Here is a 23,761-nt window from a genome sequence, read left to right as displayed (position 1 = left end):
CCTCCGCGCGCGCCTGTTCCGCCGGCCGGTCGGGTCGGCGGAACAGGCGTCAGCCGCCCGGTCCCACCGGCACGGCCGCCGGGGGTGCGGGGGTGCGGGGCTCCGGGCGCGCCGGGGGACGGCGGCGGGCGATCCGCCCGATGCTGAGGACGGCGTAGGCGGCCACCGCCATCAGCACGACGGTGCCGCCGGAGGGCGTGTCGGCGTACCAGGAGACGACCGTGCCGCTCACCGCGACGGAGACGCCGATCAGCACCGAGACGACCAGGCTGGACCGGAAGCTGCGGGCGACCAGCTGGGCGCAGCCGGCGGGCAGCACCATCAGCCCGCTGATCAGCAGCAGCCCGAGCACCCGCATCGACAGCGTGACGGTGGCGGCGGTGACCACGGCCAGCAGCAGGTTCAGCGGGAGCACCGGCAGGCCGCTGGCCCGGGCGTGCTCCTCGTCGAGGGCGACGGCGAACAGCGACCGGCCCAGCCCGATCGTCACCCCGAGGACGACGGCGGCCAGCACGGTGAACACCACCAGGTCGGTGCGGGTGGTGGTGGTGAGAGCGCCGAAGAGGTAGCCGTCCAGGCTGGTCGGCGTGCCCGCCGGCGCGCGGGTGACCACGACGACGCCCCCGGCGATGCCGCCGTAGAACATGACCGCCAGCGCGACGTCGGCGCTCGCCGACCGCCGGGCGCGCAGCACCTCGACCACCACCGCGCCGGCCACGGTGGCCAGCAGCGCGGTGAGCACCGGCGCCGACCGGGTGACCAGGCCGACCGCCACCCCGAGCAGGGCGACGTGCCCCAGGCCGTCGCCGATCAGCGACAGCCGGCGCTGCACCAGGTAGACCCCCACCGTGGGCGCCGTCAGGCCGACCAGGACGGCGGCCGCCAGCGCCAGCCGCATGAACTCGTAGCTCAGCACGGCCCGGCCCCGGCCGGGAGCGTGACCACCCGGGTGACGACGTCGGCCAGCGGGCCCAGCTCGTGCAGCACCACGACGACGGCGGCGCCGGTCCCGGCCAGCCCGGCGAGGGTGGCGGCGAGCACCCGCTGGCTGTCCGCGTCGACGCCGGCGGTCGGCTCGTCGAGCAGCAGCAGCTCCGGGTCACCGGCCAGCGCCCGGGCCACCAGCGCCCGGCGCTGTTGGCCGCCGGAGAGCTCGGCGAGCGGCCGGTGGTCGAACCCGGCGAGCGCGGTGCCCTCCAGGGCGCAGTCGACCGCGCACCGGTCGGCCTCGCCGAAGCGCTGCCACGGGCGCAGCCGGTTCAGCCGCCCGGTGGAGACCAGCTCCCGCACGGTCACCGGCACCCCGCCGGCCACCGTGTGCCGCTGCGGCACGTAGCCGACCCGGTGCCAGTGGTGGAACCGGTCGCGCGGCCGGTCGAACAGCCGCACCTCGCCGGCGTGCACCTCGCACAGGCCCAGCAGGCCGCGGACCAGCGTCGACTTGCCCGACCCGTTGGGGCCGCGGACGGCGACCACCTCCCCGGGCGTGACGGTCAGGTCGACGCCGGTCAGCACCGGTCTCCGGCCGTGGCCGAACGCACCGCCGCGCACCGACAGGACGGCGTCCGACGCGGGCGAGCGGAGCCCGGCCGGGGCGGCGGCGCGGGCGCTCAGGAGCACGGCTGGCCCGCGCGGAGGCTGGCCAGGTTGGCCCGCATGATCCCCAGGTAGTCCTTGCCCTGGGACGAGTCGGTGAGCCCCTCGATCGGGTCCAGCTGGCGGGTCTGCGCTCCGGTCTCCCGTGCGACGGTCTCGGCGACGGCCGGGTCGACCAGCGTCTCGACGTAGATCGTCGCCACGCCGTGCTCCCGGACGAACTCGGTCGCCTCGGTCAGCGCGTCGGTGGAGGGCTCCGCGTCGGGCGCCAGCCCGCTGATGCCGAACTGCTCGAGGTCGTAGGCGTCGGCCAGGTAGCCGAAGGCGGAGTGGCTGGTCACCAGGTCCCGGGTGGCGCAGTCGGCCAGGCCGGCCCGGAACTCGCCGTCCAGCTCCGCCAGTTCGGCCCGCAGGTCTGCGGCGTTGGCCGTGTACCGGTCGGCGTTGGGCTCGTCGATCGAGCCCAGGTGCTCGGCGAGCGCGTCGCCGACGTCGGCCATCCGCATCGGGTCGTGCCAGAAGTGCGGGTCGGTGACCGGCTCCCGGTGCTCCTCGCCCCCGTGCTCCTCGCCCTCGTGCTCCTCGCCCTCGTGCCCCTCGCCCTCGTGCCCCTCGCCCTCGTGTCCCTCGCCCTCGTGCCCGTGCTCGTGTTCCTCGTAGGTGAGCGACAGGTCGGCCGGCGCGCCGGCGTCGAAGGCACGGTCGGCGGCCTGCTGCGCGACGGCGGCGTCCACGGCGGGCTGCACGGTCGGCAGGTGGACGACGACGTCGGCCTCGGCGGTGGCGGCGACGTCGCGGGGGGTGAGCTCGTACTCGTGCGGCTCGGCGCCGTCCGGCGTGAGGGAGGTGACCTCGGCCAGGTCGCCGGCCACCTGCTGGCTCAGCCAGGCCAGCGGGTAGAAGCCGGCGACGACCGTCAGCTCGGCGTCGGCCTCCCCGCCGGCCGCCGCCGGTGCACCGCACCCGGCCAGCAGGAGCCCGGCGACGAGCGTCAGGGCGAGAGCGGGGGAGCGGCGGCGGGGACTGGGCATGCCCCGATCGTCACGCTAACGACAATCATTGTCAAAACGACCTCGAGTCGTCAGGTCGACAGGCGGCCGACTGCCACCGTGCCGGACCAGGCGCGCGGAGTTGACCGCCACCGCGACCGACGAGGCGTTGTGCAGCACGGCGGCCAGCACGGGGGACAGGGCGCCGCCACCGGCGACCGCGAGCCCGATCCCGTTCACCGCGATCGACATGCCGTAGTTCTGCCGCACCACGCCCAGCGTCCGCCCGCCCAGCTCGCGCAGGTCGAGCAGGTGCCGGAGGTCGTCGCCGACGAGCGCGACGTCGGCGGTCTCCACCGCGACGTCGGTGCCGGAGACGCCCATCGCGATGCCGATGTCGGCCGCGGCGAGCGCCGGCGCGTCGTTGGTGCCGTCGCCGACCATCGCCACCGTGTGGCCCTCGGCCTGCAGCGCGGCGACCACGTCCTGCTTGTCCTCGGGCAGCACCTCGGCCCGCCACTCGGTCACGCCGAGCTCGGCGGCGACCGCGGCTGCGGTGCTCTCGTGGTCACCGGTGAGCATCACGATCCGCCGTACCCCGGTGGCCCGCAGCGTCTCCAGCACCTCGCGGGACTCCGGCCGCACCTCGTCGCGCAGGCTGACCAGGCCCACCAGCTCGCCGTCGACGGCCAGCAGCAGCGGGGTCTCCGCCGCAGCGCGCAACCGGTCGAGCCAGCCCTGGGCGTCGTCGCCGACGGCCACGCCCTCGCTGGCCATCAGCGGCTCGCTGCCCAGCAGCAGCACCCGTCCGTCGGCCTGGGTGCGCATGCCCAGCCCGAGCAGCACCTCGCACTCCTCGTGCGGCGGGATGAAGACGTGCCGCTCCTCGGTCGAGCGGATCACCGCCTGGGCCAGCGGGTGCCGGGAGTGCACCTCGGAGCTGGCGGCGTAGCCGAGCACCTGCTCGGGGGTCCAGTCGTCGGAGAAGGAGACGACGTTGGTGACCACCGGGCGGCCGACGGTCAGCGTGCCGGTCTTGTCGAAGACGACGGCGTCCACCCGGCCGGCGGCCTCGAGGTGCGCGCCGCCCTTGATCAGCAGCCCGCGGGAGGCACCGTTGCCGATCGCGGCGCTGACCGCGGTCGGCGTGGCCAGCCCGACGGCACACGGGCAGGCGATGAGCAGCATGGTCATCGCCCGGCGCACGTCCCGGGTGACCAGCCAGGTGAGCCCGGCCAGCGCGAACGAGGCGGGCACGAACCGGCGGGAGAAGTTCTCGCCCACCGTCTGGATCGGCGCCCGGTCGTCGGTGGCCTGCTCGACCCGGGCGATGATCCGCCCGATCGCGGTGTCCGACCCGGTCGCCGAGGCCCGCACCACCAGCCGGCCGCGGACGTTCACCGACCCGGCGTGCACCGTCGCCCCGGGCGTGACCTGGACCGGCAGCGGCTCCCCGGTGATCGCGGCCTGGTCGACCACGCCGGTGCCCTCGACGACCACGCCGTCCACCGGCAGCGTCGCCTGGTCGTGCACCACCACCAGGTCACCGACCCGCAGCCGGGCCAGGTCGACCTGCCGCTCGACGTCGACCTCGCCGGCCCCGCCGGGCACGATCACCCAGGCGGTGGTCTCGGTGCCGGCCAGCAGCGCTGAGATCGCCCGGCGCGTGCGCCGCAGGGTCACCGACTGCAGCCACTCGCCGATGTTGAGCAGCCACAGCACGGTCAGCGCGACCACGTTCTCGCGCAGCAGCAGGCTGGCGATGGTGGCCGCGGTGACCAGCGCGTCGGTGCCCGCGCTGCGCTTGCCGGCCAGCGCACCGGCCGCGCCCTTGACGAAGGGGTAGCCGGTGAAGATCGTCAGCGCGGTGGCGACCAGCCGGCTGCGGCCGGTGAGCACCGGCGGGCGGCCGAGGCCGTACCGGCGGATGCCCAGCGCCGCGAGGGCCACGCCGCCGACGGCGATCCGGACCAGCTCGCCGTTCGCGACGTCGGCCGACCGGGGCGCCCGTGCCACCTCGGCGGTCGCCGGCAGGGCCACCGCCGAGCCGGCCATCCGCAGCACCTCGGTCCGTGCGTCGGCGCCCGCATCGGGGTGCAGCCAGACCAGCACGTGCCCGGTCACCGGGTAGGCGTGCGCGGTGCGCACGCCGGGGGCGGCGTCCAGCAGGTCCTCCAGCGCCACCGCACGCGCGGGCGCGCCGGTCAGCGCGGGGACGGCGAGCCGCAGCCGGCCGCCGGCGTCACTGACCAACCGGACGTCGCCGGCCGCCGTCGCCACGATCAGTGCTGGTGGTCGTGACCGCCGGAGCGGTCGGCCGGCGGCGGCACCTGCTCGCCGAGGTCGGCGTAGGCCTGGGCCCGCACGTCACCGGCGGCCAGCCGGGCCTTCTCCACGCCCACCTCGGCCCGGCGTGCGCCGCGGATGCCCAGCTTGGTCGCCCCGACCGCCAGCCGGCGCGGCAGGCTGCCGGCCTCCCCGCGCTCGGCGGCACGGACGACGACGACGCCGACCACGCCGGTGAGCACCGTGCCCCCGGCCTTGCGGAGCAGGCGGGCGGCGCCCGCGGTGCGGTTCTTCGACGACTCGGCCACGGACGGGCTCCTCGGGACGGTGGGGCGTGAGAGGGTGACCCGGACACGCTAACGGGAACCGTTGTCGTGCGCGCGGCAGGGGAGGCGGAGATCAGCGAGCTGCTCGCCGGCCGGCCCACCCGGCGGCGGGGCCCCGGCAGCGGGGACCTGCTGGGCGTCGGCGTGCTGGTCGCGGTCGTCGGCCACTTCGCCGCCCCCGGCCTGCTGAGCTCCCCGGCGCTGCTGGCCTGGAGCACGGTCTTCGTGGCGGTCTGCCTGCAGGCCCTGCCGTTCCTGGCGCTCGGCGTCCTGCTGTCCGCGGCGATCAGCACGCTGGTGCCGGCGTCGTTCTTCACCTGGGTGCTGCCGCGGCACCCGGCGCTCGCGGTGCCGGTGGCCGGGGCGGCGGGGGTGGTGCTGCCCGGTTGCGAGTGCGCCTCGGTGCCGGTGGCCGGCAGCCTGGTCGGCCGCGGCGTGCCACAGGCGGCGGCGCTGGCGTTCCTGCTGGCCGCGCCGGCGATCAACCCCGTGGTGCTGGTGGCCACCGCCGTGGCCTTCCCCGGTCAGCCGGAGCTGGTCGGTGCCCGGTTCGCCGCCTCGCTGCTGGTCGCGGTGCTGATGGGCTGGCTGTGGACGGCGTTCGCCCGTCCCGGCTGGCTGCGCGTGCCACGGGTGCCGGCGCCGGACCCCTCGGGGAACCGCGGCGACGCGTTCCGCCGCGCGGTGCAGCACGACCTGGTGCACGCCGGCGGCTTCCTCGTCGTCGGCGGGCTGACCGCGGCCACGTTGAACACCCTGGTGCCGCGGACCTGGCTGGAGACGGTCGCCGGGTCGGCGGTGCTGTCGGTGCTGGTGCTCGCCGCGCTGGCGGTGGTGCTGGCGATCTGCTCGGAGGCCGACGCGTTCGTCGCGGCCAGCCTCACCTCGTTCTCGCTCACCTCGCGGCTGGTCTTCCTCGTCGTCGGCCCGGCCGTGGACGTGAAGCTGATCGCGCTGCAGGCGGGCACCTTCGGCCGCGGGTTCGCGCTGCGGTTCGCCCCGGCCACCCTGCTGGTCGCGGTCGCCGTCGCGCTGGGGGTCGGGGAGGTGCTGCTGTGAGCGCGCGCCCGGACCGGCCCACCCAGCAGGTGCTCCTGCTGCTGCTCGGCCTGGTCGTGCTGGTCGTCGCGCTCACCGACCAGCACCTGGCCTACGTCCGGGCCGGCTTCCAGCCCTTCCTCGTCGCGGCCGGGGTGCTGCTCGTCGCCGTCGGCGGCCTCGGGCTGCTGCGCGACCGGGGACGGCGGGCCGACCACCCCGGGCCGGGGGTGGGCTGGCTGCTGGCCGCGCCGGTCGCCGTCCTCGTGGTCGTGGCGCCGCCGGCGCTGGGCGCCTTCTCCGTCGACCGGCTGGCGGCCACCCCGGTGGCGGTCACCACCGCGCCGGCGGCGGGGATCGGCCCCGACGACGCCGGCGCCGACCACCGCACGATGACGCTGCTGCAGTTCACCATCTGGTCCCAGGCCGACCCGTCGGCGCTGGCCGAGCGGCAGGTGCGGCTGGTCGGCTTCGCCGTCCCCCGCGACGACGGCGGCTGGGACCTCGCGCGCTTCTCGATCAACTGCTGCGCGGCCGACGCGACGGCGCTGCGGGTGCAGGTGGCCGGCGACCGACCCGGGCCGGCCGCCGACCAGTGGGTGCAGGTCGTCGGCACGGCGGGCCGCCGGGAGGCCGGCGGCCCGCCGGTGCTGCGCGCCGACGTCGTCAGCGAGGTCCCGGCTCCGGCCGAGCCCTACGAGTGACCGGTCTCAGAGCGTGCCCTCGCGGGCGTCGCGCCAGATGTCGATCCCGGCGTCGACGGCGTGCTGGTCGATCTCGGCGAGCTCGTCGGCGGTGAACTCCCGGTTGTCCAGGGCGGCGACGTTCTGCTCCAGCTGGCCGACGCTGCTCGCCCCGATCACCAGCGAGGTGACCCGCTCGTCGCGCAGCGCCCAGGCCAGCGCGAGCTGCGCCAGCGACTGCCCGCGCCGCTCGGCGATCGCGTTGAGCGCCCGGACGTGGGTCAGGTACTCCTCGGTGATCATGCCCTGGTCCAGCGACTTGCCCTGGCTGGCCCGCGACCCCTCGGGCACCCCGCCCAGGTACTTGTCGGTGAGCATGCCCTGGGCCAGCGGGGAGAAGCCGATGCAGCCGGCGCCCACGTCGGTCAGCGCATCGAGCAGCCCGTCGGTCTCGATCCAGCGGTTGAGCATCGAGTACGAGGGCTGGTGGATCAGCAGCGGTGTGCCGAGGTCGGCCAGGATCGCCGCGGCCTGGCGGGTCATCTCGGGGGAGTAGGAGGAGATGCCGACGTAGAGCGCCTTGCCCGACTGGACGGCGGTGTGCAGCGCACCCATCGTCTCCGCCAGGGGCGTGGTCGGGTCCGGCCGGTGGCTGTAGAAGACGTCGACGTGGTCGAGGCCCATCCGCTGCAGCGACTGGTCCAGGCTGGCCAGCACGTACTTCCGCGAGCCGCCGCCCTGCCCGTAGGGCCCCGGCCACATGTCCCAGCCGGCCTTGGTGGAGATGACCAGCTCGTCCCGGTGGGCGCGGAAGTCGTCGCGCAGGTGCCGGCCGACGTTGGTCTCCGCCGAGCCGTAGGGCGGGCCGTAGTTGTTGGCCAGGTCGAAGTGCGTGATGCCCAGGTCGAAGGCGCGGCGCAGGATCGCGCGCTGCCGGTCGAACGGCACGTCGTCGCCGAAGTTGTGCCACAGGCCCAGGCTGAGCGGCGGCAGGTCCAGGCCGCTGGCGCCGGTGCGGCGGTAGGTCATCGAGTCGTAGCGCGTCGGGTCCGCGGTGTAGGCCATGCGCAGGAGGGTGCCGTGCCGGCGGCCCGCTGAAACGTCAGGGCTCCCAGTGCGCCGGCCGGGGCAGGTCCGCCGGGATCGCGGTGGCCGCGTCACCCCGGGCGGCGGTCAGCTGCGGCACGGTCAGGAAGAGCGCCCCGGTGAGGTCGCTGCCGCGCAGGTCGGCGGCCCGCAGGTCCGCACCGAGCAGGTCGGTGCGGTGGAGGTCCGCCCCGCGCAGGTCCGCGCCGATCAGGTACGCCCCCCGCAGCGACGCGCCGCGCAGCCGGGTGCGGCGCAGGTCCCGGCCGAGCAGGTCGGCGCCCACCCGGTCCCGGCCGCGCCCCGGCACGCCCGCGCGGGCCTGCTCGCTCACCTGGCCGAGCAGCGCGCCGGCGGTCGCGCGGAGCGCCGGGACGTCGACGTCCGGGAGCCCCGGCGCCGTGGTCAGCGCCTCGACCCGCGCGCGCAGGGCGACGATCTCGTCCTGCAGCGCGCCCGCCGGTACGAGCAGCTCGGCCTCCACCAGGTGCCAGAGCACCTCGGTCAGCTGCCGCATCACCGGCAGGACGGCGAACACGGCGGCCGTGGTCGTCGGGTCGGCGCGCCAGTCCCGGCCGGCGCCGGTCAGCGCGGTCACCCGCTGGCCGGCGCCGAAGCAGTCGAAGACCTCGCAGCCGGGCATGCCCCGGTCGCGCAGCTCGGCGTGGATGCCGCACCGGGTGGCCGTGCGCAGGTGCCGGCAGGGCGTACCCGCCGGCTTGTCGAAGGCGAAGTCGGCCGAGGCGGCGAACGCCGGCGCGACGCAGCACAGCGCCACGCAACGGTCGCAGTCGGCCCGGAGGTCGGCGCGCAGCTCGCGCAGGTCCGGCGAGGGCGGGGAGGAGGGCACGGGCTCGGGGCTCCGATCCGGGAGGGGACCCCGAGCGTAGGTACGGGCACCGGCGGGGTCGGACACGACCGGTCACGGCGCACGCCGGGGAACGAGCCCGTCCGCGCCGCCGGGCGGCAGGGCGTTGAGCGGCGTGCGCCGTCGGCGGACCCTGCGCCGCGTCCACAGCGCGCACACAGCCACGCAGGAGGAAAGCGATGGAGCGTTTCCGGAGGACCGCGGTCGCCCTGGCGGGAGCCGCACTGGTGGTGGCCCCGGCCACGGCGGCGCACGCCGGCGGGGGAGGCCACGGGGCAGGCCACGGCGGGGGGCACCCGCCCGACGACCAGGTCGTCACCGTGGCGACCGGTCTCGACGGTCCGCGTCAGGTCAGCGCCGTGTGGGGGCACCACGTCGTGGTCGCCGAGTCCGACAGCGGTGAGGTCTCCGCGGTCGACCTGCGCACCGGCGAGGTGCGCACGCTGCTGTCCGGCCTCGCGCTGCCGCAGGGCGTGGACGTCTCGCGCGGCCAGCTCTTCGTCGCGGTGGGCGAGCCCCCGCCGCCCCAGGACGGGGTGCCGGCACCGCCGCTGCCGGAGGGCGCGGCCACCAGCTCGCTGCTGGTCGCCGGCCCCGACGGCACGGTGCACACCACCATCGACCTGCTCGCCCACGAGCTCGCGGCCAACCCCGACGGGCAGGTGCAGTTCGTCGACGGGCAGCCGGTCGACGCGCTGTCCAACCCCTTCGCGGTGCTCGCGCAGCGGAAGCGGGTGCTGGTCGCCGACGCCGGGGCCAACGCCGTGCTCTCGGTCGACCGGCGCACCGGGGAGGTGAGCACGTTCTTCGTGCCGCCGGTGGTCTCGCCGGAGGAGGTGCCGGGCTGCGCCGAGGCGGAGAACAACCCGGGCACCGTCGGCTGCGACTCCGTGCCCACCGGCATCGTCGAGGGGCCCCGGGGCCTGCTCTACGTGAGCACCCTGGGCTCCGAGGTGCCCGGGGCGGGACGGGTGTACGTGCTCACCCCGCACGGGGACGTCGTGCACGTCATCGACGGCCTCACCTCGCCGACCGGGGTCGCGGTCGACCGGCGGGGCACGGTCTTCGTGTCGAACGTGGTCGCGGGTGCCCCGGAGGGTGAGCCGGCCCCGGGGTTCGACCCGGCGGGCGTGGGCGAGGTGACGCGCATCGACCGGGCCGGGAACCGCAGCACCGCGCAGGTGACGATGCCTACCGGGCTGCTGGTGGACCGCGGCGGGCTGGTCGCCTCGGCCTGGAGCATCGCCGCGCTGCTCGGGCTGCCGCCCGGGCAGGGGCAGCTGGTCCGGGTCGGCGCCGGCGCGTTCACCCCCGCCGGCTGACCGGGTGGGGCCGCCCGACGCGGGCGGCCCCACCCCCCGGCCGGCGGCCGGTCCGACGTCGCCTCGTCGACCGGGGCGGCGGTGGCCCGGTCAGGCCGGGGTCAGCCGGCCCGGCAGACGCAGCCGCGGTGGAGGCCCGCGGCGGCGGTGGCGCGGCAGAACCGGACGCCGATCGGGTCGTGCCCGGCCAGCGGGTGGGCGCACGCCGGGCACCCGACCTCGTCCCCGGTCCGGTCGTCGGGGGTGGGCAGGGCCGGCGGTGCGGTGGGCAGCGTCGCGGGAGCGGTCATGGCGAGGGCCTGACTCCGCCGACGGCGCGGCGGTGGTGCCCCGGGAGGGGATCGCCGTCCCGGACGGGTGTCCCGGACCGGCGAGGTGACCGTGGGCCCGACGGTACGCCCGGTGGGTCGGCCACCAACGGCGTAGCGTCCGCAGCCTGGAGCCGACCGGCTCCCGGTGAGGGAGTGGTCATGGTCGACAAGCACGCCTCGAAGAAGTCCGCCAGCAGCATCAAGGAGAAGCGCGCCGCCAAGAAGGCCGCCGCCGAGAGCACGTCGGGCATGGAGAAGCTCACGCACGGCAGGAACTGAGCCGCCGCACCCGGGCCCGGGTGGGTCAGCCGCGCTCTCGGGCGATCAGCTCGCGCAGCACGGTGACCACCAGTTCGTGGTCGGCGACCTGCGGCAGCCCGGAGACCACGACGACGCCCACCGGGCCGACGTCGCGCACCAGCACCGGGAACGCGCCGCCGTGGGCCCGGTACCGGTCCGGGTCCAGGCCGAACTGCTCCTCGAACGTCGTCCCCTCCTCGCGGGCCCGCTGGCCCACGTAGAGGGAGCTGTGCCCGAACCGGTCGACGACGGCGGCCTTCCGCCGGATCCAGGTGTCGTTGTCCGGCGCGGTGCCCGGCAGCGAGGCGTGGAACAGCTGGTGGCCGTTGCGGCTGACGTCGACGGCCACCGGCAGGCCCGCGGCGCGGGCCCGGGTGACCAGCGCCAGGCCGAGCTCCCACGCGTCGTCGTTGGTGAAGGAGCGGAACTGCAGCTCCTGCTCCTGGGCGGCCAGCTCGGTCAGCGGGGGGAAGTCGGTCACGGTCACACCTCGGTCACGTCGAAGGTCTGGGTGGGGGCGACGTACTCGTCCTGGGCGGCGACCAGCAGGATCTCCCGGGACCCTGCCTCCGCGGTCATCCGCAGCAGCCCGAACACCGACGCGGCGGCCCGGCCGAGGGCCTCGGCGGCCGAGCGGGTGTCCAGCCAGTGCGCCAGGAAGAGCGCCGCGATCGCGTCACCGGCGCCGTTGACCGACAGGTCCAGCCGCGGGGTGCGCACCCGGAAGTGCCGGCCGCCCTCCGACGCCAGCAGGTCCACGGCGTCGTCCGGGGTGTCCTCGGCGACCAGCGAGGTGGTCAGCACCACCCGCGGGCCGAGGGCGTGGACGGCGGCGACCGCGTCCTTGACCGAGGCCAGCGAGCGGGTCTCGGTGCCCGACAGCAGGTCCAGCTCGTAGTGGTTGGGGGTGACGATGTCCGCGGCCGGGACGGCGACCTCGCGCATGAACTCCGGGATGCCGGGCCGCACGAACACCCCGCGCCCGACGTCGCCGATCACCGGGTCGCAGGCCCAGACGGCTGCCGGGTTGGCGCTGCGCACCTTGGCCACCGAGCCGAGCACCGCGTGCCCGATGTCGGCCGAGCCGAGGTAGCCCGAGAGCACCGCGTCGCAGCTGCCGAGGACGCCCCGGTCCTCGATGCCCTGCACGACCTCGTCGACGGCCTGGCCGTCGAACACCCGGCCGGTCCAGTCGCCGTAGCCGGTGTGGTTGGAGAACTGGACGGTGTGCACCGGCCAGACCTCGATGCCCAGGCGCTGCAGCGGGAAGACCGCCGAGGCGTTGCCGGCGTGGCCGTAGGCCACGTGCGACTGGATGGAGAGCACGTTCACCATGACGGGAACGGTCGCACACCGGCCGGGGCCGGTCTCCCGGCCGGTGTGCGGGTGCCGGTCAGCCGCGCGGCTGCACCTCCGCCATCGGGCCCCAGCCGGCGAGGTCGGCGGAGTCGACGTACATGATCGACGGTGTGCCGGCGACCCAGTCGGGCATCTCGTCGATCGCCTTCCGGAAGTGCGCCGACGAGGTGTGCGTGGCACCGGCCTCGGCGTCGGCGAACCCCTCGACCAGCACGTAGCTGTCCGGCTCGTCGACGCTGCGCGACCACTCGAACATCACGTTGCCGGGCTCGGCGCGCACCGCGGTGGTGAACTCGCTGACCAGCTCGGGCCAGCGGTCGGCGAACTCGGGGCGGACGGGGAACTTGACCACGATCAGGATCACCCGGTCAGGCTAACCAGGGAGCCGGCCGGGCGCCTCGTCGCCGGACGCCGCCCGGAGCCGTTCGAGCACCGCCGCCAGCGACGTCTGCTCCTCGGCGGTGAGCAGGTCGACGAAGTGTGCGCGGACGGTGCGCACGTGCCCCGGCGCGGCCCGGGTGAGGGCCGCCCGTCCCTCGGTGGTCAGGTGCACCATCGTCCCGCGCGCGTCGTCGGGGCACTGGCCGCGGGTGAGCAGTCCGCGCTTCTCCATCCGGCGCAGCTGGTGGGCCAGCCGGCTGGAGTCCCAGCCGATCTCACGGGCCAGCTCCCGGGCCCGCACCGCACCCTGCGGTGCCTCGGACAGCGAGGCGAGCACCGCGTACTCCGCGGTGGAGAGCCCCTCGGCGGTGAGCTGCTGCTCGACCGCGACGTCCACCGCACGGCCCAGCGCCAGGAAGGCGCGCCACACCCGCTCCTCGCGCTCGTCCAGCCAGGTGGCGTCGTCCACGGGGGCAGCCTATCCCGCAGTTACCTGACACGTCAGCAAAACCGCGTACGGTGGGGCGCGACCACCCGGACGAGAGAGAGGGAGCCCCATGGCCTTCGAGTTGGGCATCATCACCTTCGGCGAGGTGACCCCGGACCTGTCGACCGGGACGACGCCGTCGCCGCAGACCCGGGTGCGGGAGACGGTCGAGCAGGCGGTGCTCGCCGACCAGGTCGGGCTGGACGTGTTCGGCGTGGGCGAGCACCACCGGTCGGACTTCATCGCCTCCTCGCCGGTGCCGCTGCTGGCCGCCGCCGCGGCGCGCACCGAGCGGATCCGGCTGACCAGCGCGGTCACCGTGCTCAGCTCCGACGACCCGGTCCGGGTGTTCCAGGACTTCGCCACCCTCGACCTGATCTCCGACGGGCGGGCCGAGCTGATCGCCGGACGGGGCTCCTACACCGAGTCCTTCCCGCTGTTCGGGTACTCGCTGGCCGACTACGCCGAGCTCTTCGCGGAGAAGCTGGACCTGCTGCTGGCGATCCGTGGCGCCAACCCGGTCACCTGGTCCGGCCGGCACCGCCCTCCGCTGGTCGCCGCCGACGTCGCCCCCCGCCCGGTGCAGGACGAGCTGCCGATCTGGGTGGGCGTCGGGGGCACGCCGTCGTCGGCGGTCCGCGCCGGGGCGCTCGGGCTGCCGATGGCGCTGGCCATCCTGCTCGGCCCGGTGAACTCGCACCTGCCGACCGTCGGGTACTACCGGCAGGCCGCGGCCGAGGCCGGCCACGACCCGGCGACCCTGCCGATCAGCATCAACACCCACGGCTACGTCGGCCGGACCAGCCAGGCGGCGCGGGACACGATGTTCCCGTACTTCTCGGTCGGCATGCGGGAGAACAACCACCAGCGGGGCCGCGGCTTCGACCTGCCCCGGCGGGCCTTCGACGCGCAGGCGACCCCGGGCGGCGGCCTCGTCGTCGGGAGCCCGCAGGAGGTCATCGACAAGATCGCCACCTTCGCGGAGCTGTACGGCGTCACCCGGGCCAACGTGCAGCTGGGCTTCGGTGGCGTGCCGCAGCGCGAGCACCTGGCGGCCATCGAGCTGTTCGGCAGCGAGGTCGCCCCGGTGCTGCGCCGGGAGGTCCGGGTGCCCGCGGCGGCCGGGGCGTGAGCCGCCCGCTGCGGGTCGTCGTCGTCAACGGCAGCCCGCGCGCCGAGGGGTCCAGGACGATGGGCCTGGCCGGCCTGGTCACCGACACCCTCGCCGACCTGATGCCGATCGAGGTGCAGCGGGTCGACGTGTACGGGCTGGGCCCGGGCTTCACCGGCGCGGTCACCCGCGACGACGTCACCGCCGAGGTCGAGGCCGCACTGCGGGCGGTCGAGGCCGCCGACCTGCTGATCCCCGCGGTGCCGGTCTACCGCGGGTCGTACCCGGGGATGTTCAAGCACCTGTTCGACCTGGTCGGCCAGTACGCGCTGGCCAACACCCCGGTGCTGCTGGTGGCCACCGGTGGCAGCGACCGGCACGCCCTGGTGCTGGAGCACCAGCTGCGGCCGCTGTTCGCCTTCTTCCAGGCGCTCACCGTGCCGGTGGCGTTCTACGCCTCGGCCGGCTCCTTCGACGGCGCGCTGGTGCTCGACCCGGAGGTGTACAGCCGGGTCGAGGTGGGCCTGGCCGACGTCGCCGACCTGCTGCGCGCCCGGCTGCAGGACGGGTGACACGCCTGCCGCCACCGCCGTGCGGCGGTGGCGGCAGGGTGGTCAGTGGCGGGTGTGGACGTCGTCCGACGGCTCGCCGAAGAGGTCGCCCCGGGCACCGTGCGTGGAGTGCGACTTGTACTCGGTGTAGGTGTACGGGTTGTCCAGCACCTCGTCGCCGGGCAGGTCCGGGTTCATGCCCTGGGCCCAGACATCCTCGCCCAGCGTCGAGCGCAGGTGCGCCACCGTCGACTCGACCGTGCGGCGCACCGCCGCCAGGTCCGCCCCGACCAGGCGGTGGCCGGACTTCACCACCCGGCCGTCGACCAGCACGGTGTGCACGTCGCCCCGCTGCGCCTGGAAGGCCACGTGGCCGTAGGGGTTCAGCAGCGGGAAGGACACCGGCGACGCGTCGTTCTTGATCAGCACGACGTCGGCCTTCTTGCCCACCTCGAGGCTGCCCAGGTCGTCCCGGCCGAGCGCCTTCGCGCCACCCCGGGTGGCCCAGTCGACGACCTGCTCGGCGCGCAGGTGCACGTGGGTGACGGTCTCGCCCTTGGCGTGCGCCTCCAGGTGCTCGCGCGAGCGGTCGGCGCCCAGCGTCGTCCGCATCGCGGAGAACAGGTCACCGCTCCACCACACGCTGGTGTCCATCGACAGCGACACCGGGATGTCGTGCCGGCGCACCTGCCAGGTGGGCGGGTAGCCCTGCCCGGCGCTCTGCTCGGACTCGGTGGACACCGAGATCGAGCCGCCGGTCGCGGCGATCCGGTGGTAGGAGTCGGTCTGCAGCGTGGCGGCGTGCACGTAGACGGTCTCCGGGGTCATGAACCCGTTCTCGTGCATGAGCCGGATGCCGTCGTCGTTGGTGGCGCCCCACACGCCGGCGTGCGTGGTCACCGGCAGGCCGAGCTCGCGGGCCACCTCGAAGGCCGCCTTCTCCGGGAACGCCGGGTCGCCGGTGACGTCGAAGGCCAGCTGCAGGCCGAGCTTCCCCTCGTCGCGGCGGCGGGCGAGGAACGCCTGCACGGCCGGGTCGGCGGTCCACTCCCAGGGGCCGGCCTGGATGTTGCCGTAGGCGAGCACGAACCGGCCGGGGACGGCGAGCAGCGCGTCGGCGGCGGCCTCGGCGTGGTCGACGGTCTGCAGGCCGTGCGACCAGTCGACGGTGGTGGTGACGCCGGCCTCCAGCGCGTCCCAGGCCGAGACCAGGTTGCCCGCGTGCACGTCCTCGGGGCGGAAGGCCCGCCCGTGCTCGAGGTAGTACCAGACGAAGTACTGGGTCAGGGTCCAGTCGGCGCCGTAGCCGCGCATCGCGGTCTGCCACATGTGCCGGTGGGTGTCGATCATGCCGGGCATGACGATCCCGCCGGCGGCGTCGATCTCCAGCGTCCCGGCGGGCACCTCGAGGGCGGGGCCGACGGCGGCGATGCGGTCGTCGACCACGAGGACGTCGGCCCCGTGCAGCACGGTGTGCGCATCGTCCATGGTCAGCACGGTGCCGCCGCGCAGCACGACGGGCCGGCCGGCCGGCTGGTCCACGACTCCGGTGTCGGGATCGGACACGGTTCCTCCAGGGATCCAGGCGTGCGGACGGACGTCCGTCCAACGGTCACGACGTGCGACCACTGTCGGCGTGGCGCCCGCCACATGTCAAGGGGTGCACGCGGGGGCCTGTCGCCGTCGCGAGCCTGCCCGCGGCCCGCTCCCGGCCTCTGCGCCTCGCGCTGTTGCGCACCGATCGTCGCTCTCCGAGCCCGGAGCGACGATCCGTGCCCCACGGCGGCGCGTCGGCGGGCGCCCAGGCCGGTGGCGGCCGGCCGGCGCGGCGCTTGACAGCGGAGCCCGTGCGTCGAAGACTTCGGACGTCCGCCGGACGGCCGTCCGCATGGCGGCCCTCACCGTCGAGGAGTGCCTGACCTGATGCCCGAGCACCCCGCGCTGCCCGGCGCCGAGCCCGGCCCCGCCCGTCCGCAGGGCCCGCTCAGCGGCCTGCTGGTCGCCGACTTCTCCCGGATCCTGGCCGGCCCCTACGCCACCATGCTCCTCGCCGACCTGGGCGCGGAGGTGGTCAAGGTCGAGGGCCCCAACGGCGACGACACCCGCACCTGGCAGCCCCCGGTCCGCGACGGCCTCTCCACCTACTACCTGGGCGTCAACCGCAACAAGCGGTCGATCGCGCTGGACCTCAAGGACCCCGACGACGTCGCCGTGGCCCGCGAGCTGGCCACCCGCGCCGACGTGCTGATCGAGAACTTCAAGACCGGTGGCCTGGGCCGGTTCGGGCTGGACTACGAGACGGTCGCCCGGGACAACCCCGGCGTCGTCTACGCCTCGATCACCGGCTTCGGCAGCCAGCCCGGTGGCGCGGAGCTGCCCGGTTACGACCTCATCGTGCAGGCCATCTCCGGGCTGATGAGCCTCACCGGTGACCCCGACGGCGACCCCTACCGCGCCGGCATCTCGGTGTTCGACGTGATGGCCGGGATGCACGCCACCATCGGCGTGCTCGCCGCGCTCAACGCCCGGCACGAGACCGGCCGCGGTCAGCACGTCGAGGTGAACCTGCTCTCCTCGGCGCTGTCCGGGCTGGTCAACCACGCCAGCGCGGTGGTGGCCGGCGGGGTGGTGCCCTTCCGGATGGGCAACAGCCACCCGAGCCTGTTCCCCTACGAGCCGCTGCCCTGCGCCGACGGCGACCTGATCATCACCGCCGGCAACAACGGGCAGTTCCGCAAGCTGGTCGAGGTGCTCGGCGTCCCGGAGCTCGCGGAGGACCCCCGGTTCGCCCGCAACGAGGACCGCACGGCGAACCGCGACGAGCTGCGCCCGCTGCTGGTCGAACGGCTGCGCACCCGCACCAAGGACGAGTGGTTCGCCGACATCATCGCCGCGGGCGTCCCGTGTGGTCCCATCAACACCGTGGACCAGGGAGTCGCCTTCGCCGAGCGGATCGGGCTCGACCCCGTCGTCCGCGTCGGCGACGGCGGCTCGGCCGTCCCCTCGGTGCGCAACCCGATCACCTTCTCCGAGACCCCGGCCGACTACCGGCTCCCGCCGCCCGGGCTCGACGAGCACGGGGCGGAGCTGCGGCGCTGGCTGAGCGCACCCGAGGAGGCCGGGCAGTGACCACCCCCGAGTACCCGACCGCGCTGGGGGCCTCCAGCCTGGAGTCGATCACCCTGCTCGGCACCGACCTCGCCCGTGACGTGATGGGCTCGGTCGGGTTCGGTGAGCTGGCGTTCTGGCTGGCCACCCAGCGCCGCCCCACCCCGGGGGAGACCCGGGTGTTCGAGTCGGTGCTGGCCGCGCTCGCCGACCACGGCTTCACCCCGACCGCGATCGTCACCCGGCTGACCTGGCTGTCCGCGCCCGACTCGGTGCAGGGCGCGCTGGCCGCCGGGCTGCTCGGCGGTGGGTCCCGGTTCCTCGGCGTCACCGAGGACTGCGGCCGCTTCCTGCACGACGTGCTCACCGGCGTGGACGGCGAGCTGCCCACCGACGACGCCGGCTGGGACGCCCTCGCGCTGGAGACCGTCACCGCCCAGCGCACCGCCCGCCGGTTCGTCCCGGGGCTCGGCCACCACGTGCACAAGCAGGGTGACCCGCGCACCCCGCGGCTGTTCGAGATCGCCGCGGAGGAGGGTCTCTACGGCCCGCACCTGTCGCTGTTCGCGGCCATCGGCCGGGTCCACCCCCAGGTGCTGGGGAAGACGCTGCCGCTCAACGGCGCGGGCGTCTGCGGCGCCGCCCTGGCCGACCTCGGCCTGCCGCTGGAGCTGCTGCGCGGCTTCGCGCTGCTGGCCCGCACCGCCGGGCTCATCGGTCAGCTCGCCGAGGAGCTGCGGCACCCGGTGGCCAACGACGTCTTCCTCGCCGTCGACCTGAACAACCGGTCCGTCGCCCCCGATCCGTACGTGCCCGACGCTCTCCCGTCCGCTGAGACCAACGGAGGTACTCATGGCTGAACTGGCCGCGGTCATCGCGTCCACCCACCACCCGTTCTACTACCGGGCCAGCACGTCGACCGGCGCGGACCGGCCGCCGTTCGCCGACGAGTGGGTGGCCAAGATCGAGGCGTTCCGGGAGACGCTGACCCGGGCCGAGCCCGACGTGCTGGTGATGGTCGGCAGCGACCACTTCCACCAGCTGTGGCTGGACAACATGCCGCAGTTCCTGGTCGGCAAGGCGCCGTTCTTCGACGCCAACTTCTACAACGAGGAGCGCGAGTTCGGCCTCCCGCGGATGACGCTGCGCGGCGAGGAGGACCTGGCCGCGCACCTGCTGCGCGACGGACTCGACCGCGACTTCGACCTGGCCTTCAGCAACGAGCTGCGGATCGACCACAGCATCACCTGCCCGATCATCACGCTCCGGCCGCAGGCCGACCTGCCGATCGTGCCGATCTACACCAACATCTTCGCCCCACCGCTGCCGCAGCCGAAGCGCTTCGTCCAGCTGGGGCGGGCCATCCGGGAGATGGTGGAGAGCTGGGACAGCGACAAGCGGGTCGCCGTCATCGGCACCGGGCACCTGTCGCTGGAGCTGGGCGGGCCGCGCCAGTTCGGTGAGCACGGGCCCGACCCGGAGTTCGACCGCAAGGCCGTCGAGTGGATCGCCAGCGGCGACATCGAGGGCTGCCTGGCCGAGGTCTCGCTGGAGTCGCTGCACACCCCGGGGAACGCCACCCACGGGTTCATGGACTTCATGCTGATGATGGGCGTCGCCGGCGAGGGCCAGAAGGCCGACCACGTCGACACCCTGGACCTGTTCCACACCATGGAGGCCTACTTCACCTGGTACCCGAACGGGGTCCCGGCGGGGAGCGAGCGATGAGCAAGTACCTGATCGACAAGTTCCTCTACACCGTCGACCGCGACCCCGAGCTCGTCGAGCGGTACCGCGAGGACCCCACCGGCACCGTCGAGTGGTGGGAGGCGGAGATGGCGAACACGCTGCTCAACTGCATCGCCGACGAGCGCACCACCTGGCTGGCCTTCGACGACGAGGAGCGGCGGGCGCTGCGCGAGCACGACCACGTGGCGCTCTTCCAGCTGGGGGCGCACCCGTTCCTCACGCTCACCCTGTTCATCGCCATGTTCGAGCGCGACCACGGGCCGCTGGAGTACCAGAAGGCCTACGGCAAGGCGATGGAGCACATCTCGCTGCCCTACCCGGACATCGCGACCTGAGGTGCGGGCGCTCCTGGTGCGGGAGCCGGGTCGGCCGCCGGTGGTGGGGGAGCACCCCGACCCGGCGGCCGGGCCCGACCGGACGACGGTGCGGGTGACCGCGGCGCCGGTGGTCCCGCTGGACCTGCTGTGCGCCTCGGGCACCTCCTACTTCGGGCGACCGGCGGTGCCCTACGTCCCCGGTGTCCAGGGCGTCGGCGTGGTCGAGGAGTCCGGCGTCCTGCCGGCCGGCACCCGCGTCTGGTTCGCCACCTCCGCGGGGATGGCGCCCGGTGACGGCAGCCTCGCCGAGCGGTGTGCCGTCCCGGACGCCGACGTCGTCCCGCTGCCCGACGGCGTGGCCGACCCGGCGGTGGCCGCGCTCGGGCTCTCCGCCGTCGCCGCCTGGATGTCGCTGACCTGGCGCGCCCGGCTGCAGTCCGGCGAGACGGTGCTGGTGCTCGGCGCCGGCGGAGCGGTCGGCCAGGTCGCCGTCGGCGCCGCCCGGGCGCTCGGCGCCGGCCGGGTGGTCGCGCTGTGCCGGTCCGACGCCGCGGCCGAGCGGGCCGCGCGGGCCGGCGCCGACGAGGTGGTGCGCACCGGTGGTGACGTCGCCGCCCTCGCCGGACGGCTCGGTGCCGCCTGCGGCGGGGCGGCCGACGTCGTCGTCGACCCGGTGTTCGGCGAGGCGGCCACCGCGGCCAGCCGGGTGCTGGCCCCGGCGGCCGGCTGGTGAACCTCGGCGGCTCGGGCGCGGACACCGCCGAGTTCTCCTCCGCGGCGCTGCGCAGCCGGTCCGCCGACGTGCTCGGCTACACCAACAACGCGCTCACCGCGGAGCAGCGGGCCGGCGCGCTGACCGCGGTGCTCGGGCACGCGGCGGCCGGGGCGCTCGGCGTCGAGCACGAGGTGCGCCCGCTGGACCGCGGCCCCGAGGCGTGGGCGGCCACCGCCGCCGGCGGCGTGCGGCAGGTCCTGGTCCCCGCCTGAGGGCGAAAATGGCCATTTTCGCCCCTCTCCGGATGGGCGAGAATGGCCATTTCTGCCCGTCAGGCGGTGCTGCGGGGGCGCGCCACGTGCGGGCGGGACTGCCACAGCGCCCACTCCGCGCTGACGTCACCCGCGGTGCGCAGCAGCCGGGGCAGGTGCTCGCCCAGCAGCGTCTCCCGGCTGGTCTCCGCGGCGTGCACGGTCACGTTCATCGCGGCCCGGACGACGCCCGAGCCGTCGCGGACCGGGACGGCGACCGAGCGGACCCCGGGGGCCAGCTCCTCGTCGGCCAGCGCCCAGCCGCGCGCCCGCACCTCGGTCAGCTCGCTGTGCAGCTGCCCGGACGAGGAGCCGGTGTAGGGCGGCAGCCCGGCCCGGCTGGGCTGGGCGAGCACGGCGTCGAGCTCGGCGGGGGAGAGGGCGGCGAGCAGCACCTTGCCCTGCGAGGTCTGCGCCGCCGGGAACCGGGTGCCGATCTCCACGCGCAGCGCGATCAGCTTCGGCACCGCGACCCGGGCGACGTAGACGATGTCCGACCCGTCGAGCTGTGCCATCGAGGAGGACTCGCCGGTCTGGGCGACCAGCGCCTCCAGGTGCGGCCGGGCGATGTCCCACAGGCCCAGGGCGCCGACGTAGGCCATGCCGAGGGTCAGCACCTTGGGGGTCAGCGCGAAGCCGTTGCCGGCGGTGCGGACGAAGCCGAGCTCCTCGAGGGTGAGCAGCAGCCGCCGGGCCGTGGGCCGCGCCAGACCGGCGGCGGTGGCCACCTCGCTGAGGGTCATCGTCGGCCGGTCGGCACCGAAGCACGCCAGCACGTCCAGCCCGCGGGCCAGCGCCTCCACGAAGTCCGGCCCGCTGCCGCGCCCTGCCATCGGTGGCCCCCTTCGGTCGTCCGGCCGCGCCCAGGATGGCACGGGGCGCGCCGTCCGTCGCCCTCCCCGGCCCGCCCGGTCACCCGCCCGGGCGCCGGGTCCGGACAGTCGTCCGCCCGGCTGGTCGACCGCGGGCCTGCTCCGACCGGTCACCGAGTGACCCTTGACACACCAGCGGGAGCTGGGTACCTCTTGGGCGGCCGTATCGCGGACCGCCGTACGCGCCCCTCGAGCCCCCCGGGAGATGCAGATGACCGCTGGCGGAGTCGACGTGGAGACCGACGTCCTGGTGGTGGGGTCGGGGCCGGCGGGAGCGTCCGCCGCGCTCTTCCTGGCCAGCTACGGCACCCGCACCCTGCTGGTGACCAAGTACAGCCGGCTCTCGGACACCCCGCGGGCGCACATCACCAACCAGCGCACGATGGAGACGATGCGCGACATGGGCGTCGAGGAGACGCTGCTGGCGCTGGCCACCCCCTGGGAGCAGATGGGCAACACCACCTTCTGCACCAGCCTCGCCGGTGAGGAGCTGGGCCGGATCCCGTCCTGGGGCACCGACACGGTGCGGCACGCCGACTACGAACTGGCGAGCCCCTGCACGATGCTCGACGCGCCGCAGACGATCACCGAGCCGGTGCTGGCCAAGGCCGCCCAGGAGCGCGGCGCCCGGCTGCGCTTCGACACCGAGTACCTGCGCCACGAGCAGGACGACGACGGCGTGACGACGACGGTGCGCGACCGGCTCACCGGGGCCGAGTACACGATCCGCTCCCGCTACCTGGTCGGGGCCGACGGGGCGCGCAGCGCCGTGGCCGCCGACCTGGACCTGCCCTTCGAGGGCCCCGGTGCGGTGGCCGGCGCGCTGAGCATCGTCTTCCACGCCGACCTGACCCACCTCGTCGCGCACCGGCCCTCGGTCCTCTACTGGATGGTGCAGCCGGGCGCGGAGAAGGAGGGCGTCGGCCTCGGCGTGCTGCGGATGATCAAGCCGTGGACCGAGTGGATGCTGATGTGGGGCTACGAGGTCGCCGCCGGGCCACCCACCCTGACCGACGACGTCGTCCGGGAGCTCGCCGTGGCCCTGGTGGGCACCGACGACTTCGAGATGGAGGTGACCTCCCGCTCGCCGTGGACGGTCAACCACCACTTCGCCACCACCATCTCCCGCGGCCGGGTCTTCTGCGCCGGCGACGCGGTGCACCGCCACCCGCCGACGAACGGGCTGGGCTCCAACACCTCCATCCAGGACTCCTACAACCTGGCCTGGAAGCTGGCGCACGTCGTCGCCGGCACGGCGTCCCCGCGGCTGCTGGACAGCTACGACGCCGAGCGGGCCCCGATCGCCCGGCAGATCGTCGAGCGGGCCAACCAGAGCATCGCCGACACCGGCCGGATCCTGCAGGCGCTGGACCTGACCGACACCACCGACGTCGACCGGCTGGCGCAGCAGCTCGCGCTGCGCAAGGCGCCCGGCCCGGAGGGGGAGAAGGTGCGGGCCGCCCTGCGGGAGGCGATCGCCTACAAGGCGCACGAGTTCGACGCGCACGGCGTCGAGCACAACCAGCGCTACGCCTCGGGCGCCGTGGTGCCCGACGGGACGCCGATGCCGGAGTACCGGCGCGACCCGGTGCTCTACGCCCAGCCGACCACCTGGCCGGGGGCGAAGCTGCCGCACACCTGGGTCACCCGCGACGGTCACCGGGTCTCCACCCTGGACCTCGTCGGGCACGGCCGGTTCAGCGTGGTCACCGGCATCGGCGGGCAGCCGTGGCTGGACGCGGCGGCCGCTCTGGGCGAGGAGCTGGGGCTGGAGCTGACGCCGGTGTCGATCGGGCCGGGGGAGCCGTTCGAGGACCCGTACGGCACCTGGGCGGAGCTGCGCGAGATCGGCGACGCGGGGGTGCTCCTGGTGCGGCCGGACTGCTACGTGGCGGCCCGCCACCTCGAGGCGCCGGAGTCGGCCGGGCAGGCGGCGGACTGGCTCCGGACGGCGCTGACCGCCGTGCTGGGGAAGGGCTGACGGCCGAGCTGGGG

At 75.1% G+C, this 23,761-nt stretch carries 26 protein-coding genes; 12 read left to right on the top strand and 14 right to left on the bottom strand.

Going from position 1 to position 23,761, the window contains the following annotated elements:
• Positions 1-49: 49 nt before the first annotated feature.
• The 5 genes from JD78_RS08310 to JD78_RS08290 are packed head-to-tail and all read right to left on the bottom strand — an operon-like array spanning position 50 to position 5,179.
• Complete coding sequence (locus JD78_RS08310) at positions 50-916, bottom strand: metal ABC transporter permease (RefSeq protein WP_228395247.1); 867 nt, start codon at positions 914-916, stop codon at positions 50-52.
• Positions 910-1,620, bottom strand: a complete 711-nt coding sequence (locus tag JD78_RS08305; protein ID WP_208104049.1) for a metal ABC transporter ATP-binding protein — start codon at positions 1,618-1,620, stop codon at positions 910-912. The genes JD78_RS08310 and JD78_RS08305 overlap by 7 nt, the downstream gene beginning before the upstream one ends.
• Entirely contained in the window at positions 1,611-2,627 is a 1,017-nt protein-coding gene (locus tag JD78_RS08300; protein WP_166521079.1) for a metal ABC transporter substrate-binding protein, read from the bottom strand. Before JD78_RS08300 ends, JD78_RS08305 begins: the two co-directional genes overlap by 10 nt.
• Positions 2,628-2,642: 15 nt before the next feature.
• A complete protein-coding gene (locus JD78_RS08295; protein ID WP_208104048.1) occupies positions 2,643-4,865 on the bottom strand; it encodes a heavy metal translocating P-type ATPase in 2,223 nt (740 codons plus the stop codon).
• A 2-nt stretch (positions 4,866-4,867) separates the two neighbouring features.
• The gene (locus JD78_RS08290) at positions 4,868-5,179 is read right to left on the bottom strand and encodes a DUF1490 family protein (RefSeq protein ID WP_208104047.1); all 312 of its coding nucleotides are present in this window, start codon (positions 5,177-5,179) and stop codon (positions 4,868-4,870) included.
• 66 nt (positions 5,180-5,245) lie between these two features.
• Between JD78_RS08290 and JD78_RS08285 the strand changes: the two genes are divergently transcribed.
• Positions 5,246-6,256: a permease gene (locus JD78_RS08285; protein WP_208104046.1), complete on the top strand. Its 1,011-nt coding sequence runs from the start codon at positions 5,246-5,248 to the stop codon at positions 6,254-6,256.
• On the top strand, positions 6,253-6,939 hold the full coding sequence (locus tag JD78_RS08280) for a TIGR03943 family putative permease subunit (RefSeq protein WP_166521078.1): 687 nt from the start codon (positions 6,253-6,255) through the stop codon (positions 6,937-6,939). The genes JD78_RS08285 and JD78_RS08280 overlap by 4 nt, the downstream gene beginning before the upstream one ends.
• A gap of 6 nt (positions 6,940-6,945) precedes the next feature.
• Here JD78_RS08280 and mgrA read toward each other — a convergent pair whose 3' ends face one another.
• Together mgrA and JD78_RS08270 are read right to left on the bottom strand one after the other, a co-directional pair.
• Entirely contained in the window at positions 6,946-7,983 is a 1,038-nt protein-coding gene (gene mgrA / locus JD78_RS08275; RefSeq protein WP_153361213.1) for an L-glyceraldehyde 3-phosphate reductase, read from the bottom strand.
• Positions 7,984-8,020: 37 nt separating this feature from the next.
• Entirely contained in the window at positions 8,021-8,854 is an 834-nt protein-coding gene (locus JD78_RS08270; protein WP_166521077.1) for a pentapeptide repeat-containing protein, read from the bottom strand.
• 197 nt (positions 8,855-9,051) lie between these two features.
• Here JD78_RS08270 and JD78_RS08265 point away from each other — a divergent pair, with 197 nt between their 5' ends.
• On the top strand, positions 9,052-10,194 hold the full coding sequence (locus tag JD78_RS08265) for a ScyD/ScyE family protein (RefSeq protein WP_153361212.1): 1,143 nt from the start codon (positions 9,052-9,054) through the stop codon (positions 10,192-10,194).
• Between the two features lie 101 nt (positions 10,195-10,295).
• Here the strand turns inward: JD78_RS08265 and JD78_RS08260 are convergent, their stop codons facing one another.
• From JD78_RS08260 to JD78_RS08240, 5 genes are all read right to left on the bottom strand, one after another.
• Positions 10,296-10,484 carry an RGCVC family protein gene (locus JD78_RS08260; RefSeq protein ID WP_153361211.1) on the bottom strand — a complete coding sequence of 63 codons (189 nt, stop codon included), beginning with the start codon at positions 10,482-10,484 and terminating at the stop codon, positions 10,296-10,298.
• A gap of 325 nt (positions 10,485-10,809) precedes the next feature.
• Positions 10,810-11,286, bottom strand: a complete 477-nt coding sequence (locus JD78_RS08255) for a heme-degrading domain-containing protein (protein WP_153361210.1) — start codon at positions 11,284-11,286, stop codon at positions 10,810-10,812.
• Between the two features lie 2 nt (positions 11,287-11,288).
• On the bottom strand, positions 11,289-12,140 hold the full coding sequence (gene pdxY, locus JD78_RS08250; protein WP_194290501.1) for a pyridoxal kinase PdxY: 852 nt from the start codon (positions 12,138-12,140) through the stop codon (positions 11,289-11,291).
• A gap of 58 nt (positions 12,141-12,198) precedes the next feature.
• Complete coding sequence (locus JD78_RS08245; RefSeq protein ID WP_153361209.1) at positions 12,199-12,528, bottom strand: putative quinol monooxygenase; 330 nt, start codon at positions 12,526-12,528, stop codon at positions 12,199-12,201.
• Positions 12,529-12,537: 9 nt separating this feature from the next.
• On the bottom strand, positions 12,538-13,014 hold the full coding sequence (locus JD78_RS08240) for a MarR family winged helix-turn-helix transcriptional regulator (protein WP_153361208.1): 477 nt from the start codon (positions 13,012-13,014) through the stop codon (positions 12,538-12,540).
• 88 nt (positions 13,015-13,102) lie between these two features.
• On the opposite strand from JD78_RS08240, the gene JD78_RS08235 reads away from it, so the two are divergent.
• Together JD78_RS08235 and JD78_RS08230 are read left to right on the top strand one after the other, a co-directional pair.
• On the top strand, positions 13,103-14,164 hold the full coding sequence (locus JD78_RS08235; RefSeq protein WP_153361207.1) for an LLM class flavin-dependent oxidoreductase: 1,062 nt from the start codon (positions 13,103-13,105) through the stop codon (positions 14,162-14,164).
• Positions 14,161-14,715 carry an NAD(P)H-dependent oxidoreductase gene (locus JD78_RS08230; protein ID WP_153361206.1) on the top strand — a complete coding sequence of 185 codons (555 nt, stop codon included), beginning with the start codon at positions 14,161-14,163 and terminating at the stop codon, positions 14,713-14,715. Before JD78_RS08235 ends, JD78_RS08230 begins: the two co-directional genes overlap by 4 nt.
• 42 nt (positions 14,716-14,757) lie before the next feature.
• On the opposite strand, the gene JD78_RS08225 is transcribed toward JD78_RS08230, so the two are convergent.
• Positions 14,758-16,260, bottom strand: coding sequence for an amidohydrolase family protein (locus JD78_RS08225; RefSeq protein WP_208104045.1), 1,503 nt, complete (start codon positions 16,258-16,260; stop codon positions 14,758-14,760).
• A gap of 357 nt (positions 16,261-16,617) precedes the next feature.
• On the opposite strand from JD78_RS08225, the gene JD78_RS08220 reads away from it, so the two are divergent.
• The 6 genes from JD78_RS08220 to JD78_RS21735 are packed head-to-tail and all read left to right on the top strand — an operon-like array spanning position 16,618 to position 20,855.
• A complete protein-coding gene (locus JD78_RS08220) occupies positions 16,618-17,823 on the top strand; it encodes a CaiB/BaiF CoA transferase family protein (RefSeq protein WP_153361205.1) in 1,206 nt (401 codons plus the stop codon).
• Positions 17,820-18,662, top strand: coding sequence for a citryl-CoA lyase (locus tag JD78_RS08215; RefSeq protein WP_153361204.1), 843 nt, complete (start codon positions 17,820-17,822; stop codon positions 18,660-18,662). Before JD78_RS08220 ends, JD78_RS08215 begins: the two co-directional genes overlap by 4 nt.
• Positions 18,655-19,530 (top strand): DODA-type extradiol aromatic ring-opening family dioxygenase, encoded by an 876-nt coding sequence (locus tag JD78_RS08210; RefSeq protein ID WP_153361203.1) that lies wholly within the window; start codon positions 18,655-18,657, stop codon positions 19,528-19,530. Before JD78_RS08215 ends, JD78_RS08210 begins: the two co-directional genes overlap by 8 nt.
• Positions 19,527-19,886, top strand: a complete 360-nt coding sequence (locus JD78_RS08205; protein ID WP_153361202.1) for a hypothetical protein — start codon at positions 19,527-19,529, stop codon at positions 19,884-19,886. Before JD78_RS08210 ends, JD78_RS08205 begins: the two co-directional genes overlap by 4 nt.
• Positions 19,887-19,902: 16 nt before the next feature.
• Positions 19,903-20,601 carry a zinc-binding dehydrogenase gene (locus JD78_RS08200; RefSeq protein WP_208104044.1) on the top strand — a complete coding sequence of 233 codons (699 nt, stop codon included), beginning with the start codon at positions 19,903-19,905 and terminating at the stop codon, positions 20,599-20,601.
• Positions 20,598-20,855 carry a hypothetical protein gene (locus tag JD78_RS21735; RefSeq protein WP_208104043.1) on the top strand — a complete coding sequence of 86 codons (258 nt, stop codon included), beginning with the start codon at positions 20,598-20,600 and terminating at the stop codon, positions 20,853-20,855. The genes JD78_RS08200 and JD78_RS21735 overlap by 4 nt, the downstream gene beginning before the upstream one ends.
• Positions 20,856-20,914: 59 nt before the next feature.
• Here the strand turns inward: JD78_RS21735 and JD78_RS08195 are convergent, their stop codons facing one another.
• A complete protein-coding gene (locus JD78_RS08195) occupies positions 20,915-21,727 on the bottom strand; it encodes an IclR family transcriptional regulator domain-containing protein (RefSeq protein ID WP_153361201.1) in 813 nt (270 codons plus the stop codon).
• Positions 21,728-21,977: 250 nt separating this feature from the next.
• On the opposite strand from JD78_RS08195, the gene JD78_RS08190 reads away from it, so the two are divergent.
• Positions 21,978-23,747, top strand: a complete 1,770-nt coding sequence (locus JD78_RS08190) for an FAD-dependent oxidoreductase (RefSeq protein ID WP_153361200.1) — start codon at positions 21,978-21,980, stop codon at positions 23,745-23,747.
• Positions 23,748-23,761: the final 14 nt, after the last annotated feature.

Source organism: Modestobacter roseus, from assembly GCF_007994135.1.
GTDB lineage: Bacteria > Actinomycetota > Actinomycetes > Mycobacteriales > Geodermatophilaceae > Modestobacter > Modestobacter roseus.
This window is presented reverse-complemented; position numbering and strand designations above follow the sequence as displayed.

What these genes read in the sequence shown, in the direction of transcription:
- JD78_RS08300 (WP_166521079.1), bottom strand. Translation starts at nt 2,627, where the DNA reads ATGCCCAGTCCCCGCCGCCGCTCCCCCGCTCTCGCCCTGACGCTCGTC.
- mgrA (WP_153361213.1), bottom strand. Translation starts at nt 7,983, where the DNA reads ATGGCCTACACCGCGGACCCGACGCGCTACGACTCGATGACCTACCGC.
- JD78_RS08265 (WP_153361212.1), top strand. Translation starts at nt 9,052, where the DNA reads ATGGAGCGTTTCCGGAGGACCGCGGTCGCCCTGGCGGGAGCCGCACTG.
- JD78_RS08260 (WP_153361211.1), bottom strand. Translation starts at nt 10,484, where the DNA reads ATGACCGCTCCCGCGACGCTGCCCACCGCACCGCCGGCCCTGCCCACC.
- pdxY (WP_194290501.1), bottom strand. Translation starts at nt 12,140, where the DNA reads ATGGTGAACGTGCTCTCCATCCAGTCGCACGTGGCCTACGGCCACGCC.
- JD78_RS08235 (WP_153361207.1), top strand. Translation starts at nt 13,103, where the DNA reads ATGGCCTTCGAGTTGGGCATCATCACCTTCGGCGAGGTGACCCCGGAC.
- JD78_RS08220 (WP_153361205.1), top strand. Translation starts at nt 16,618, where the DNA reads ATGCCCGAGCACCCCGCGCTGCCCGGCGCCGAGCCCGGCCCCGCCCGT.
- JD78_RS08210 (WP_153361203.1), top strand. Translation starts at nt 18,655, where the DNA reads ATGGCTGAACTGGCCGCGGTCATCGCGTCCACCCACCACCCGTTCTAC.
- JD78_RS08205 (WP_153361202.1), top strand. Translation starts at nt 19,527, where the DNA reads ATGAGCAAGTACCTGATCGACAAGTTCCTCTACACCGTCGACCGCGAC.
- JD78_RS08195 (WP_153361201.1), bottom strand. Translation starts at nt 21,727, where the DNA reads ATGGCAGGGCGCGGCAGCGGGCCGGACTTCGTGGAGGCGCTGGCCCGC.
- JD78_RS08190 (WP_153361200.1), top strand. Translation starts at nt 21,978, where the DNA reads ATGACCGCTGGCGGAGTCGACGTGGAGACCGACGTCCTGGTGGTGGGG.